Genomic DNA, 13,881 nt, shown 5'->3' with positions numbered 1-13,881 from the left:
GCCCAGGCCGATCTCGGCGCGGACCAGCCCCTCCGCCTTCAGGTGGGCCGGCGCCTTCTGGGCGGTCGATGCGGCGATACCGAACTCGGCCAACGACCTATCGGCGGCCTCCGCGCGTGGGTGGATCTGCTCTTGAACCCGCGCGGAGTTCACCGTTGTACCGGCCCTCGCGCGGTGTTCCCGTCCGCACCGGCCTCGCCTCGCCCGGCAGGGACCTGGCCGGCCCTTCCCTCGCACCGCAGCCCTTACGGCCTCCATCCCCTCCTCGACGGAGCCGAGACCGTCGCCGTACGCCCGTACGTCCCGGTCTCCTGGTTCCCGGAGAGGCAGGCGGCATGAGTGAACCGCGCGAGGCGCGTCTGCTGCCCTGGGCCGGGAGTGCGGGCAAGGCGTGCTACCTGATCACCGGTGATCATGGCGGCCCGGTGTCGCGGCTCGCCGACGCCACCGAGGCCGTGCAGCTGGGGATGGGGCGGGAGTTGCTCGCCCATGCGCGGGAACTCCTGCCGGACGCACCGCGCGCTGAGCTGCGCCACCTCGCCGGGTGCCCCACCCACGCCCTCACCGACGCGCTGCGGGTGGCGAAGAGCCGGGGCGAAGGTTGGAGCAGCTCCACTGAACGCCGCTGGAGCACACAACGCAGGAGATCGCTCACTCGTCCAGCGCCTCCGCCAGCACCTCCGCCAGGTGTCGGCCCCGGACACCCGCCAGTTGTTCCAGTTGCGTCCGGCAGGAGAAGCCGTCCGCCAGGACGATCGCCCCGTCCGGGGACTCCCTCACCGACGGGAGCAACTGCTCCTCGGCGCAGGCGGCCGAGACCTCGTAGTGGCCCTTCTCGAAGCCGAAGTTGCCTGCCAGGCCGCAGCAGCCGCCGGTCAGTTCGCCGGTGAGGCCGGCCGCCGCGCGGAGCCGGCGGTCGGGGTCCTCGCCCAGCACCGCGTGCTGGTGGCAGTGGGTCTGGCCGGTGACCGGGCGGTTCACCGCCGGTGGGGTCCAGTCGGGGGCGTGCCGCTCCAGGGTTTCCGCGAAGGTCAGGACGCGTTCGGCGAGCCGCGCCGCGCGGGGGTCGTCGTGGAGGAGTTCCGGGGCGTCCGTGCGCAGGGCGGCCGCGCAGCTCGGTTCCAGGACGACCAGGGGGGCGTCGGTGGCCAGGACCGGTTCCAGCAGGTCCAGGGTGCGGCGCAGCACCGTGCGGGCACGGTCCAACTGCCCCGTGGAGATGTACGTCAGGCCGCAGCAGACCCGGGCCCTGCGGGCCGTCAGCAAGGACAGGGCCGAGCGGGTGCGGGCGTCGCCCACCCGGCCGCCGGTCGGCCGCAGTGTCGGGGGCAGAGCCACGCGCAGGCCCGCCGCCTCCAGCACACGCACGGCCGCCCGGCCCACCGACGGCGACAGGTGCTCCGTGAACGTGTCCGGCCAGAGGAGCACCAGCCGGCCCTCGCCCGAGGGCACTCCCCGGCCCCGCCACCACCGCGTGAACGTCTCCCCCGCCACCCGGGGGATCTCCCGCTCCCCCGCGATCCCGCCCAGCCGTTTCACCACGCTCGCGAACGGGCCCACCGAGGCCAGGGCGTTCACCGCCCCCGCGGTCCTCGTCCGCGCGACCCAGCGCAGCCACACCGGCAGCCACCCCATCGCGTAGTGCGCGGCCGGGCGGCGGCGGCCCGCGTAGTGGTGGTGGAGGAACTCCGCCTTGTACGTGGCCATGTCGACGCCGACCGGGCAGTCCGAGCGGCAGCCCTTGCAGGACAGGCACAGGTCCAGGGCGTCCCGTACCTCCGTGGACCGCCAGCCGCCGGTCACCAGCCCGCCCGCGAGCATCTCGTGGAGCAGGCGCGCGCGCCCGCGCGTGGAGTGCTCCTCCTCGCCCGTCGCCCGGAACGACGGGCACATCACCGCCGGGCCCGACACGGACGTCGTACGGCACTTGGCCACGCCCACGCAGCGGCGCACGGCCGCCGAGAAGTCGCCGCCGTCGGCGGGGTAGCCGAAGGCGACGTCCACCGGTTCGCGCGGGAGGACGGAGAAGCGGAGGCCGGCGTCCAGGGGTGCCGGGCGGACCAGCATGCCCGGGTTGAGCAGGTCGTCGGGGTCCCAGACGGCCTTCACGCGCTCGAAGAGGGCGACCGCTTCCGGGCCGTACATGCGGGGCAGCAATTCGGCGCGTGCCTGTCCGTCGCCATGTTCCCCGGAGAGCGAGCCGCCGTGGGACACGACCAGGTCGGCCAGCTCCTCCGAGAAACGCCGGAAACGGGCGATGCCCGGCGCGGTCAGCAGGTCGAAGTCGATGCGGACGTGGATGCAGCCGTCCCCGAAGTGCCCGTACGGGGTGCCCCGCAGTCCGTGATCCGCCATGAGGGCCCGGAAGTCCCGCAGATACGCGCCGAGCCGGGCGGGTGGCACCGCGCAGTCCTCCCAGCCGGGCCAGGCCTCCGTCCCGTCCGGCATCCTCGTCGCCGTGCCGCTCGCGTCCTCCCGGATCCGCCACAGCGCGCGCTGCCGGGCCGGGTCGGTGACCACCAGGGCGTCCAGGACGTCCGCCGCGCGGAGAATCGTCTCCGCACGCGCGCGTGCCTCCGCCTCCGTGTCCCCGCCGGTCTCCACGAACAGCCACGCTCCCCCGCGCGGGAGGTCCGCACCCGGCGGGACCAGATCGGCCGCCATGCCCTCCACCGTCAGAGGCCCGTGCTCCAACAGTCCCGCCGCCGCCTGGGCGGCCCCGCTCTCGTCCGCGTACGCCAGCACGGCGAGTGCCCGCGCGCGGGGGGCCCGTACGAGGTCCACGACTGCCTCCGTGAGCACGCCGAGCGTGCCCTCCGAGCCGCAGAGGGAGCGGGCGACGTCGGCGCCGTTCTCGGGCAGCAGGGCGTCCACGGCGTATCCGGAGATACGGCGGGGGAGGTCGGGGAAACCCGTGCGCAGGCGGGCCAGTTCGCCGTCGATCAGGTCGCGCAGTCCGGCCGGGGCGCCCGCCCAGCCCCGGCCCGGACGCAGGTGCTCCCCACGCGGGGTGACGACCGCGAGCTCACGCACACTGTCCGCCGTCGTGCCCCAGGCCACCGAGTGGGAGCCACAGGAATTGTTGCCGATCATGCCGCCCAGGGTGCAGCGGCTGTGGGTCGAGGGGTCCGGGCCGAAACGCAGACCGTGCGGGGCGGCGGCCTCCTGGAGACGGTCGAGGACGAGGCCGGGCTGGACGACGGCCGTGCGCGCCTCGGGGTCGAGGGACACCAGGCGGTTCATGTGCCGTGTGAAGTCCAGCACTACACCCGTGCCGGTCGCCTGGCCCGCGATCGACGTGCCACCGCCGCGCGGCACCACGGGGACGCCGTACGTCCGGCACACCGACAGCGCCGCCGCCACGTCATCGGCGTCCCGTGGGGCCACCACCCCGAGCGGCACCCGGCGGTAGTTGGAGGCATCCATCGTGGTCAGCGCACGTGCGGTCGTGCCGAAGTCGACCTCGCCCCGCACGGCGGCGCGCAGTCCGGCCCGCAGTTCCCGGTGATCCGTCATGCCCTCAGGATGCCTCCGCACAGGCCGGGCACATCCGACGGAACACGCGGTCCACGGCAACGCGCCACGCCCGGAAACGAGGCATTTACCGAAAGTGGAAGCGGAATCTTCCCAAGACAATCACGAACTCTCATATAGTGACCGCGAGTTGCGCGCAGTTGTCGGGCCTCGTTCGAAAAGGCGACCCCAGAATCAGGTCCGGCGTCCCCCAATGAACCCGCCCGAGGGCCGCGCAGGCACGACGGCGCCCGCCCGCGGACCGACCGAGGACCCGACCGAGGACCCTGATTGATGACCTCCCCCCTGCTCCCCGGCGACCGCCCCACCCCCCGCAGCCTGTTGCCCGTACCCCTGCTCACCGCGGCACTCGCCGCACTCGCGGTCCTCGCCGCTCTCTTCCTCGTCCCGGACGCCGCGATGGGTGCCGTCATGGTGACCGGGACGATCGCCGCCGTGCTGCTGTGCGCGGCCGCCGCCGTGGCCACGCACGCCGTGCTCTCGGCGCGTGCGGCACGGGCCCGGCTGGAGTCCGTCACCCAGGACGTGGGCCGGCTGCTCCAGGAGCGGGCCCGGCTGGCCGAGGACTCCCGTCGCCAGCACGAGCGGCTGACCGGTGAACTGAACCGGGAACGTGCCCGGTTGTCCGCCGAGCTGGACCAGGAGCGGGCCCACCTCGCCGATGCCCTGACCGCCGAACGCGACCGGCTCACCGAGCAGTACGGCGACGACCTCGCGCGGTTGGCGCGGGAGCACACCGAGGAACGGAACCGGCTCACCGAGTCGCACACCGTCGAACTGGAGCGCCTGGCCGAGGAGCACGCCGCGAAGCTGCACCTCATCACCGAGGAGCACACGGCCCACACCGCCCGCACGGCCCGCGACCACGTCGAGGAGGTGAAGCGGCTGGAGGACGAGCGGACCGAGCTGGCGTCCGAGGCCGACCGGCTCCGCGAGCGGAACGCCCGGCTGACCACCAAACTGCGGGAGGCCAACGCCATCCGTGCCGCCGCCGTCTCCGCGACCGCCAACGCGGCCGGACGGATGCAGGCACTCTCCACCGGCATGCTCGCCGACCTGCGCGCGATGGAGGAGAAGCACCACGACGAGGAGGTCCTCGCCGACCTGCTCCACCTCGACCACCGCACCGCGCAGGCAGGCAGGCTCGCCGACTCCGTCGCCGTCCTCACCGGCGCCCGTTCCGGCCGCCGTTGGGCCCGGCCCATCGCCATGGAGTCGATCCTGCGCGGCGCCATGGGCCGGATCAGCGGCTACCAGCGGATCCGCGTCCACTCCGCCAGCGACACCGCCGTCGCGGGGCACGCCGCCGAGGGCGTGATGCACGCGCTCGCCGAACTCCTCGACAACGCCGCGAACTTCTCGCCGCCGACCGCCGAGGTCCACGTCTACGTCGAGGAGGTCCCGGCCGGGGTCATCGTGTCCGTCGAGGACAGCGGGCTCGTCATGGGCGAGGCGCAACTGCGCCGCGCGGAGCGCGCGGTCCTGGGTGAGACCACCGAGCTCGGGGGTCTGACCGGCACCCGGCTGGGCCTCGCCGTCGTCGGCCGGCTCGCCCGGCGGTACGGACTGCGGGTCTCCTACCGTCCCTCGGCCCGCGGCGGCACGGGCGTACTGATACTCGTCCCGCAGGACATCCTCGTACCGGTGGACGCGTCGCCCGCGGCCCCGCTGCCGGCAGCCGCCGCGACCGCGGCGCCCGCCGGCGCCGCCCCGTCGACGCCGGCGGCCGTCACGGCCCCGGAGCGTCCGGCGATCTCCGCGGTCCTCACACCCTCCAGGGCCTCCGCGGACCCCGCGTCCCGTGGCCTCCCCCACCGCCGGGACGGCCGCCCCGGATCCGGCCCGGCCGCCACCACCCCCGACCGGCCGGAGCCGGAGACCACCCACACCACAGCGCACGGCGGCGACACCGGCACCACGTCGGCCGAACGGCCCGCATCCAGCGAGAGCACCCGCCCGGCCTCCTACGCCGCCTCCCGCGCCGGTACCGACCTCGACCCCGACCCGGTCCCCACCCACGAGTCGCCGTCCCCGGACACCGACGCGGTGGCACCCCTCGTGCTGCCCCGCCGCCGACGGGGCCGGACCCTCGCCGAAGCCGAACGCGGGCGTTCCGGCAGCAGCGGCACCGCCGTTCCACGGCCCGCCCCCACGGCCGAGGAGACGAGGGCCCGCACCGCCCGCTTCAGCAGTTTCCGCCAGGCCGTCCGCGCCCCCACCCAGGACGACACCACCGGCCCGGACACCGTCACCACCACGGACGCCACCGGCCCGGACACCGTCACCACCACGGACGCCACCGGCCCCGGCGGCACCCCCTCCGACCCGACCCCCGCAGCACAGAACACTCCCGCGACCCCGGAAGGCGACACCACCTCATGACCGGCACGACGACCGCCGACGAGAAGCTCACCTGGCTGCTGGAGGGCCTGTTGGAGCGCACGCCGGGCGCGCGGCACGCGCTCGTGCTGTCCCGTGACGGCCTGAAACTGTGCCGTACCCCCGAGCTGTCCGCCGACCAGGCCGACCAGCTCGCCGCGATCGCCGCCGGCATCCAGTCGCTGTCCCACGGCGCCTCCGTCGAGTTCGGCGACGGCAGCGGCGGGGTGCGCTCGGCGATGACCGAGTTCTACGGTGGTGTGCTGTTCATCGTGGAGGCCGGCCAGGGCGCCCACCTGGCCGTCGTCACCAGCGAGGACGCGGACGCCGGGCTCATCGGGCACAACATGAGCGAACTCGTGGAACAGCTCGGTGAGCACTTGACCGCGCTGCCGCGCAGCTCATGAGCAGGCCCGGCAGGGACGACGCCCCCGACCGGCTGTACACCCTCACCGGAGGGCGCAGCCGGTCCGGTCCCGACAACCCCTTCGACCTGGTGACCCTGGTCGTCGCGGAGTGCGATCCGGTGCCCGGCATGCAGTCGGAGCACACGGCGATCCTGCGGCTGACCGAACGCCCCACGGCGGTCGTGGAGATCGCGGCCGTGCTGAAGCTGCCCGTCAGCATCACCCGGATCCTGCTCTCCGACCTCCTCGCGACGGGCCGGGTCAGCGCCCGTCACCCCCGCAAGGCCGCCGTACCCGACCCCGACATCCTGGAGCAGGTGCTCGTTGGACTCCGCAACCTCTGAGCCGCGCATGACCTCCGAGCCGCAGCCGGCCTCCGAGGCGAGCCCGGCGTCCGAACCGCAGCCGGCGTCCGAACCGCAGTCCGCGGACGCCACACGTACGCCGCTGGGCGCGTCGGCCGACAACGGCCTGAAGATCGTGGTCGTGGGCGGCTTCGGCGCCGGCAAGACGACGATGGTCCGCTCGGTCAGCGAGATCCGTCCCCTCAACACCGAGGAGACGATGACCCAGGCGGGCGAGGCCGTCGACGACATCAGCGGCGTGCGCGGCAAGACCGCGACCACCGTCGCCTTCGACTTCGGCCGCATCACGCTCGACGCGCACAACGTGCTGTACCTGTTCGGCGCGCCCGGCCAGGAGCGCTTCTGGTTCCTGTGGGACCGGCTGTTCTCCGGCACCCTCGGCGCGGTCGTGCTCGTCGACACCCGGCGCATCGACGATTCCTGGTACGCCATCGACCGGCTGGAGCAGCACGGCACGCCGTTCATCGTCGCCTGCAACGACTTCGGCGGCCCCACCTTCACCCCGCAGCAGATCCGCGAGGCCCTCGACCTCGACCCGCACGTACCGCTGGTGAACTGCGACGCGCGCTCCCGGGAGTCCAGCAAGATCGTGCTGATCACGCTGGTGGAGCACATCCAGAACCTGTACGCCGACCCGGCCCGAGCCCCCCGTCAGGAGCTGGTGTGACCCCCACCCCCGCGCACTCCGCGGCCCCCGTCCGTCTCAGCGGCCCCCTGCTCCAGGACGACCCGGCCCGCGTGTACCGGGAGATGCGCCGCGAGCACGGCAGTGTCGTACCGGTGCTGCTCGACGGCGACGCACCCGCCTGGCTGGTGCTCGGTTACCGGGAGCTGCACCAGATCACCGGCGATCCGGTGCTGTTCAGCCGCGACTCCGAGCTGTGGAACCAGTGGGACGACATCCCCGACGACTGGCCGCTGCTGCCGATGATCGGCCGTAGGCAGCCCTCGATCCTGTACACCGTCGGCGAGCGGCACCGCGAGCGGGCCGGGATGCTGGTGAACGCGCTGGAAGCGGTCGACCCGTTCGAACTGCGCGACCATGCCGAGAAGTTCGCCGACGAGCTGATCGACGGCATCTGCCCCAAGGGCACCGCCGACATCATCGGCGAGTTCGCGATGCTGCTGCCGGTGCGGGTGCTGACCCGGCTCTACGGGTTCCCCGACGACAAGGGGCCGGGCCTGGTCACCGCCCTCAACGACATGATCGACGGGCGGGAGCGGGCGCTGGCGGGCCAGACCCACCTGTTCACGTCGATGACGGAACTGGTGGCCGACCGGAAGAAGGAGCCGGCCGAGGACGTCGCGTCCCGGATGATCGCCGACACCTCGGGCTTCACCGAGGAGGAGATCGTCCAGGACCTGATGGTGATGATGGCGGCCGGGCACCAGCCCACCGCCGACTGGATCGGCAACTCCCTGCATCTGATGCTCACCGACAGCCGGTTCGCCGCCTCCCTGTTCGGTGGCCGCAACAGCGTCGCCGAGGCGATGAACGAGGTGCTGTGGGAGGACACGCCGACCCAGAACGTGGCCGCCCGCTGGGCGTCCCGCGACACCCAGCTCGGCGGCCGCCGCGTCCGCGCGGGCGACATGCTGCTCCTCGGCCTCCAGGGCGCCAACTCCGACCCCCAGGTGCGCACCGACGGCTCGGCGCTGACCGGCGGCAACGGCGCCCACTTCTCGTTCGGCCACGGGGAGCACCGCTGCCCGTTCCCGGCGCAGGAGATCGCCGAGGTGATCGCCCGGACCGGCATCGAGGTCGTACTGGACCGGCTGCCGGACATCGACCTCGCGGTGCCGGCCACGCAGCTGTCCCGCCGCCCCTCTCCGTGGCTGCGCGGCCTGACCGAACTCCCGGTCACGTTCACACCCACACCCGCCCTTGGAGGCATGCGCGCATGACGGCTGCTACGGACAGCACGACGACGGACACCGCACAGCCCCGTATCCCCCTCGACCCCTTCGTCTCCGACCTGGACGGGGAGAGCGCGGCGCTGCGGGCCGCGGGGCCGCTGGCCGCCGTGATGCTGCCGGGCGACGTGCCGGTGTGGGCGGTCACGCACCACGCCGAGGCGAAGAAGCTGCTCACCGACCCCCGTCTGGTGAAGGACATCAACGTCTGGAGTGCCTGGCAGCGCGGCGAGATCGCCCCCGACTGGCCACTGATCGGGCTGGCCAACCCGCCCCGCTCCATGCTCACCGTGGACGGCGCCGACCACCGCCGGCTGCGCACGCTGGTCGCGCAGGCGCTCACGCCCCGCCGGGTGGAGCGGATGCGGGAGCGGATCACGGAGCTGACCGAGAGCCTGCTGGACCAGGTGGCCGCGCAGTCCGGCGACACGGTGGACCTGAAGGCGACGTTCGCCTACCCGCTGCCGATGTACGTGATCGCGGACCTGATGGGGCTGGCGGAGGAGCGGCTGCCGCGGCTGAAGGAACTCTTCGAGAAGTTCTTCTCCACGCAGACCCCGCCCGAGGAGGTCATCGCGACCCTGACCGAGCTGGCCGGGATCATGGCCGAGACGGTGGCGCACAAGCGCGAGACCCCGGGCGACGACCTGACCTCCGCGCTCATCCAGGCGTCGGAGAACGGCGACCGTCTCACCGACCAGGAGATCGTCGCCACGCTCCAGCTGATGGTCGCGGCCGGCCACGAGACGACGATCTCCCTCATCGTCAACGCGGTGGTCAACCTGTCCACCCATCCGGAGCAGCGGGAGCTGGTGCTGTCCGGCCAGGCGGACTGGTCGGCGGTGGTCGAGGAGACACTGCGGTACGCGACCCCCACCTCCCACGTCCTGATCCGGTTCGCGACCGAGGACGTGCCCGTCGGGGACACGGTGCTGCCGGCCGGGGACGCGCTGATCGTGTCGTACGCCGCCATCGGCCGGGACGAGCAGGCGCACGGGCCGACGGCCGGTGACTTCGACATCACCCGGGAGAGTGCCAACCGGCACATCTCCTTCGGCCACGGCCCGCACGTGTGCCCCGGTGCCGCCCTGTCCCGGCTGGAGGCCGGTGTGGCCCTCCCGGCCCTGTACGCACGCTTCCCGAAGCTGGACCTGGCGGTCCCGGCGGCCGAGCTGCGCAACAAGCCGGTGGTCACCCAGAACGACCTGTACGAGCTCCCGGTGAAGCTCGGCGGGTGACCGACGCGGGTGGCGGCCGGACCTCCCCCCGGTCCGTCCGCCACCCGTCTCGTCGTTCCGCCACCCGTCTCGTCGTTCTCGTTTCCCGTCTCAGCGGACGGACGATGTTTCGCCCGGGTTTCCCGCAGCCGCTAGGCTCCGGTCGTGGCTGATATCGAGATTCCCACTGACATCAAGCCCGCCGACGGACGTTTCGGCGCGGGTCCCTCCAAGGTACGGACGGAGGCGCTGGACGCCCTGGCCGCGACCGGCACGTCCCTGCTCGGCACCTCCCACCGTCAGGCCCCGGTGAAGAACCTGGTCGGCGCGGTGCGCGAGGGCATCTCCGAGCTGTTCTCCCTTCCCGACGGCTACGAGGTGATCCTCGGCAACGGCGGCTCCACCGCGTTCTGGGACATCGCGACCCACGGCCTGATCGAGAACAAGTCGCAGCACCTCAGCTTCGGCGAGTTCAGCTCCAAGTTCGCCAAGGCCTCCAAGCTCGCCCCCTGGCTCGCCGAGCCCACCGTCATCTCCTCCGACCCGGGCACCCACCCCGAGGCGGCCGCCGAAGCCGGCGTGGACGTCTACGCGTTCACCCACAACGAGACCTCCACCGGTGTCGCCATGCCCATCAGGCGGGTGGCCGGCGCGGACGAGGGCTCCCTGGTCCTGGTGGACGCCACCTCCGGCGCGGGCGGCCTCCCGGTCGACATCGCCGAGACGGACGTCTACTACTTCGCCCCGCAGAAGTCCTTCGCCTCCGACGGCGGCCTGTGGATCGGCGTGTTCTCCCCGGCCGCGATCGAGCGCGCCGAGCGGATCCACGCCTCCGGCCGCCACGTCCCGGAGTTCTTCTCGCTCCCCACGGCGATCGACAACTCCCGCAAGAACCAGACGTACAACACCCCGGCGCTGGCCACCCTGTTCCTGCTCAACGAGCAGCTGAAGTGGCTGAACGGCCAGGGCGGCCTGGACTGGTCCACGGCCCGTACGAAGGACTCCTCGACCCGGCTGTACGCCTGGGCGGACGAGTCCAAGTACGCCACCCCGTTCGTCACCGACCCGGCCAAGCGCTCCCAGGTCATCGGCACGATCGACTTCACGGACGAGGTGGACGCCGCCGCCGTCGCCAAGGTGCTCCGCGCCAACGGCATCGTCGACACCGAGCCCTACCGCAAGCTCGGCCGCAACCAGCTCCGCGTCGCGATGTTCCCGGCGATCGCCCCGTCGGACGTCGAGGCCCTGACGAAGTGCGTGGACCACGTCATCGAGCAGTTGTAGACCGTCGTACATGAGTGAAGGGCGCCCGGCGACGATCCGCCGGGCGCCCTCTCGTGTGTGCGCTGCCTACGCGAGATGCCGCAGGAATGCCTGCCAGCTCTCACGGGAGACGGTGAGGAGGGGGCCGTCACGCCGCTTGCTGTCGCGGACGGCCCGGCGTCCGGAAGTCGTGTCGGCGATCTCCACGCATTCGCCCTGCTGGCTGGAGTACGACGACTTCCGGAAGCCGCCCACTATCTCGGTCACGTTCGGCGCTCCTAGATACTCTGCAGTGCGTCTCGGATGAGCTTCGCGCTCGCGTCCGGTGTCAGTGCCGTCGATCGTAGGAGTTCGTACGAACTCGCGTAAACAGCGAGGTCGTTCGGCGACTCAATGACAGACGTGCTCATCAGGTCGTCCATGGTCACCGCCTCGATCGCCGACTCCGAATCGAAACTGAAGGCGGAGAAGGCCGAGGCGGCAGCCGCCAGTGTTCCGGCACTGAACGGCAGAACCTGCACGGTGATGTTCTCGCGCTCCCCGGCTTCAAGAAGCGCGGACAACTGCTCCCGGTGAACGTCCGGACCCACCAAGGGATAGAGGACGGCCGCTTCCCAGATGACAGCCGTGTACAGGGCCCCACCCTCCGCGATTTTCTCCTGCCGCCGCCGACGCACATTCACCAACCGTGCGACGTAATCGACGTCCAGCCGGGTAGGGCCACCGGCGATGACCGCCCGAGCGTAGGCCGGGGTCTGCAGCAGGCCCGGGACCAGGGTTGGTTGCCACTGCCTGATGTGGATCGCGTCATCTTCCAGCGCGATGTGGTCGAGGTAGTCCGAACGGAGGTGCGGGGCGTGCTCCGTCCACCAACCCCGGTTCTTGGAACGCTTTGCCAAGTCCTCCAGTTTGTCGCGCACTTCCCGGTCCGTGACGCCGTACGCGTCCAGCAGTAGCCGTACCTCGATGACGCGAGGCGTGGCCCGCCCACTCTCCACACGGCTGATCCTGGCCTGACTTGACGCGATCACCTCGGCGGCCTGCGGCTGATCCAGCTTCGCGGCCTGCCGGTACTGCCTGAGCGCCGTACCCAGTCGCCTGCTGCGCACCGTCGGCCGTCCACCTGTGGGCATGTGAGCCTCCCCTCTCGGCTGAGAGCCTGTCACATCGCGGGCGCATGTCGGTTTGCATCACACGATTGAGTGACATCCATGCATGTATTCCCTGATTTTGATTGCGTAGATTCCGCATCCATCCCTACCTTCGCCTCATGGCGAGCACCGAAACCTTTCGCATCCCCAAGCACAGACGGCACGTGTCAGTGGCTCGACGGCTCTTACGCGACACCCTCACGGACTGGCGTGTCGACGATGACGTTGCCGACGCCACCTCCCTGCTGGCCAGCGAACTCGTCACCAACGCCGTGCTCCACTGCCGCGTCTCCCACGCCCAGGTCCGGGTCACCCTCACCCTGGACGGACCGGAGTTGATGCTGGAGGTCTCCGACCCGGACCGTGACCGGCTCCCCCGGCTCCACGACTCCGCCCCCGACCACGAGGGCGGACGCGGGCTCGCCCTTGTGGCGGCCTTCGCCGACGCATGGGGCTGCCGACAGGAGCCGTACGCGAAGTGCGTGTGGGCCAGGTTCACCCTCACGGAAACGGCGAAGGCCCATGCTCCGACGGCTTCTTGAGACGCTGACGCGACGGCGCTCCCGCGCCTCGTCCGAGGCGACGGCCCGGGACCTGGGCGGCGAGGTCCGGACCCCGGACCCGTACGTCTGGCGCCTCCCGAACCCGCACGACGCCCGCTGGCGCCGCTGGTCCAAACGCTGCCGGGCGGAGGGCCGCTACCTTCCCTTCCCTGCCGAGGAGGCTTGCTGGCACGCACCGCCGCGCCGCCCCGCGTCAGCACCCTGGCACACCGACGACGACGTAGTACGGCCGTACGTCCTCAGACCGTGATGCCCCTGCGCACGCGGGCGATCACCTGCTGGGCCTCGGTACCGAAGACGGCCGACTCGGCGAGGGTGTCCCAGACACGGCGGTAGAGAGCAATCGTTTCGGCGTCGTCGAGCCAGAGTGCCGCGTGCCAGTCTTCGACGGTGACCAACCTGTCGTCCAGAATCCAGAATCCATTCCCCGGCGGCAGGCGCAGCACGGCATCCCAGGGAACGACGCCGAGTTGGACGGTGTCCATGCCCACCAGCCCCAGCAACCGGTCCAGTTGGGCGGCCTGCACCTCCGGCGGGCATGTCCGTGCCCGCAGCGCGCCCTCCCACATCAGTGTCTTCAGCTGCTTACCCGGCTGGTACAGCCATTCCTGCCGTTTCATTCGGGCTCGTACCGCGTCCTCCGAGTCCCGTGGAGAGCGCCTGAACTCCGCGTAACGTTCGAACAGGTTCCGGGCGTAATCGGCTGTCTGCAACATGCCGTTGACAGCGAAGGTGTCCCACACATGCAAGGTCCGGGTCTCCCCGAGAAGAACGTTCCACTCCTCTTGCACCGGTGCGTGCCCGGCCGCCAGCCGCCGCTGCCACGAGCGGATATGACTTTCGAACCCCTTCAGACGGGCGCGCAGTTCCGAGAATGCGGCAGGCTGCCCCGCGGCCTCGGCCCATGCTCGAAGGTCCTCGCTCGTGGGGGTCTGCCTGCCGTTCTCCAGCTTGCTGACCTTCGACTGCGGCCACCCCAGCCGTTGTGCCAGTTCGGTACCGGTGAGCCGGCCATGGGGGCTTTCGACACGCAGCTCCTTGAGTCTGCGCCCCAGCGCCGCGCGTGCCCTCTGATAGTCCGTGCTCAC

General features: G+C 71.7%; 13 protein-coding genes. 9 read left to right on the top strand and 4 right to left on the bottom strand.

Going from position 1 to position 13,881, the window contains the following annotated elements; all coding sequences use genetic code 11:
* Positions 1 to 651: 651 nt before the first annotated feature.
* Positions 652 to 3,516, bottom strand: coding sequence for an FAD-binding and (Fe-S)-binding domain-containing protein (locus ACZ5C2_RS01270; protein WP_468785251.1), 2,865 nt, complete (start codon positions 3,514 to 3,516; stop codon positions 652 to 654).
* 291 nt (positions 3,517 to 3,807) lie between these two features.
* Between ACZ5C2_RS01270 and ACZ5C2_RS01265 the strand changes: the two genes are divergently transcribed.
* From ACZ5C2_RS01265 to serC, 7 genes are all read left to right on the top strand, one after another.
* On the top strand, positions 3,808 to 5,916 hold the full coding sequence (locus ACZ5C2_RS01265) for an ATP-binding protein (RefSeq protein WP_468785249.1): 2,109 nt from the start codon (positions 3,808 to 3,810) through the stop codon (positions 5,914 to 5,916).
* Entirely contained in the window at positions 5,913 to 6,320 is a 408-nt protein-coding gene (locus ACZ5C2_RS01260) for a roadblock/LC7 domain-containing protein (RefSeq protein WP_468785247.1), read from the top strand. The genes ACZ5C2_RS01265 and ACZ5C2_RS01260 overlap by 4 nt, the downstream gene beginning before the upstream one ends.
* On the top strand, positions 6,317 to 6,664 hold the full coding sequence (locus tag ACZ5C2_RS01255) for a DUF742 domain-containing protein (RefSeq protein WP_468785245.1): 348 nt from the start codon (positions 6,317 to 6,319) through the stop codon (positions 6,662 to 6,664). Before ACZ5C2_RS01260 ends, ACZ5C2_RS01255 begins: the two co-directional genes overlap by 4 nt.
* Positions 6,665 to 6,767: 103 nt before the next feature.
* Positions 6,768 to 7,352 carry a GTP-binding protein gene (locus tag ACZ5C2_RS01250; protein WP_468785754.1) on the top strand — a complete coding sequence of 195 codons (585 nt, stop codon included), beginning with the start codon at positions 6,768 to 6,770 and terminating at the stop codon, positions 7,350 to 7,352.
* Positions 7,349 to 8,590, top strand: a complete 1,242-nt coding sequence (locus ACZ5C2_RS01245) for a cytochrome P450 (RefSeq protein WP_468785243.1) — start codon at positions 7,349 to 7,351, stop codon at positions 8,588 to 8,590. Before ACZ5C2_RS01250 ends, ACZ5C2_RS01245 begins: the two co-directional genes overlap by 4 nt.
* The gene (locus tag ACZ5C2_RS01240) at positions 8,587 to 9,837 is read left to right on the top strand and encodes a cytochrome P450 family protein (protein WP_468785241.1); all 1,251 of its coding nucleotides are present in this window, start codon (positions 8,587 to 8,589) and stop codon (positions 9,835 to 9,837) included. Before ACZ5C2_RS01245 ends, ACZ5C2_RS01240 begins: the two co-directional genes overlap by 4 nt.
* A 144-nt stretch (positions 9,838 to 9,981) precedes the next feature.
* On the top strand, positions 9,982 to 11,100 hold the full coding sequence (gene serC, locus ACZ5C2_RS01235; RefSeq protein ID WP_468785239.1) for a phosphoserine transaminase: 1,119 nt from the start codon (positions 9,982 to 9,984) through the stop codon (positions 11,098 to 11,100).
* A gap of 66 nt (positions 11,101 to 11,166) precedes the next feature.
* On the opposite strand, the gene ACZ5C2_RS01230 is transcribed toward serC, so the two are convergent.
* Both ACZ5C2_RS01230 and ACZ5C2_RS01225 read right to left on the bottom strand, forming a co-directional pair.
* Positions 11,167 to 11,346: a DUF397 domain-containing protein gene (locus ACZ5C2_RS01230; RefSeq protein WP_468785237.1), complete on the bottom strand. Its 180-nt coding sequence runs from the start codon at positions 11,344 to 11,346 to the stop codon at positions 11,167 to 11,169.
* A gap of 11 nt (positions 11,347 to 11,357) precedes the next feature.
* On the bottom strand, positions 11,358 to 12,212 hold the full coding sequence (locus tag ACZ5C2_RS01225) for a helix-turn-helix domain-containing protein (protein WP_468785235.1): 855 nt from the start codon (positions 12,210 to 12,212) through the stop codon (positions 11,358 to 11,360).
* 137 nt (positions 12,213 to 12,349) lie between these two features.
* Between ACZ5C2_RS01225 and ACZ5C2_RS01220 the strand changes: the two genes are divergently transcribed.
* A complete protein-coding gene (locus ACZ5C2_RS01220) occupies positions 12,350 to 12,772 on the top strand; it encodes an ATP-binding protein (RefSeq protein WP_468785233.1) in 423 nt (140 codons plus the stop codon).
* Complete coding sequence (locus ACZ5C2_RS01215; RefSeq protein ID WP_468785231.1) at positions 12,753 to 13,043, top strand: hypothetical protein; 291 nt, start codon at positions 12,753 to 12,755, stop codon at positions 13,041 to 13,043. The genes ACZ5C2_RS01220 and ACZ5C2_RS01215 overlap by 20 nt, the downstream gene beginning before the upstream one ends.
* On the opposite strand, the gene ACZ5C2_RS01210 is transcribed toward ACZ5C2_RS01215, so the two are convergent.
* Positions 13,033 to 13,881, bottom strand: coding sequence for a helix-turn-helix domain-containing protein (locus ACZ5C2_RS01210; protein ID WP_468785229.1), 849 nt, complete (start codon positions 13,879 to 13,881; stop codon positions 13,033 to 13,035). The genes ACZ5C2_RS01215 and ACZ5C2_RS01210 overlap by 11 nt on opposite strands.

It is taken from the genome of Streptomyces sp. NPDC031365 (genome assembly GCF_055569765.1).
Note: the sequence above shows the minus strand (reverse complement) of the source record. Positions and strands in the feature narration are given on the sequence as shown.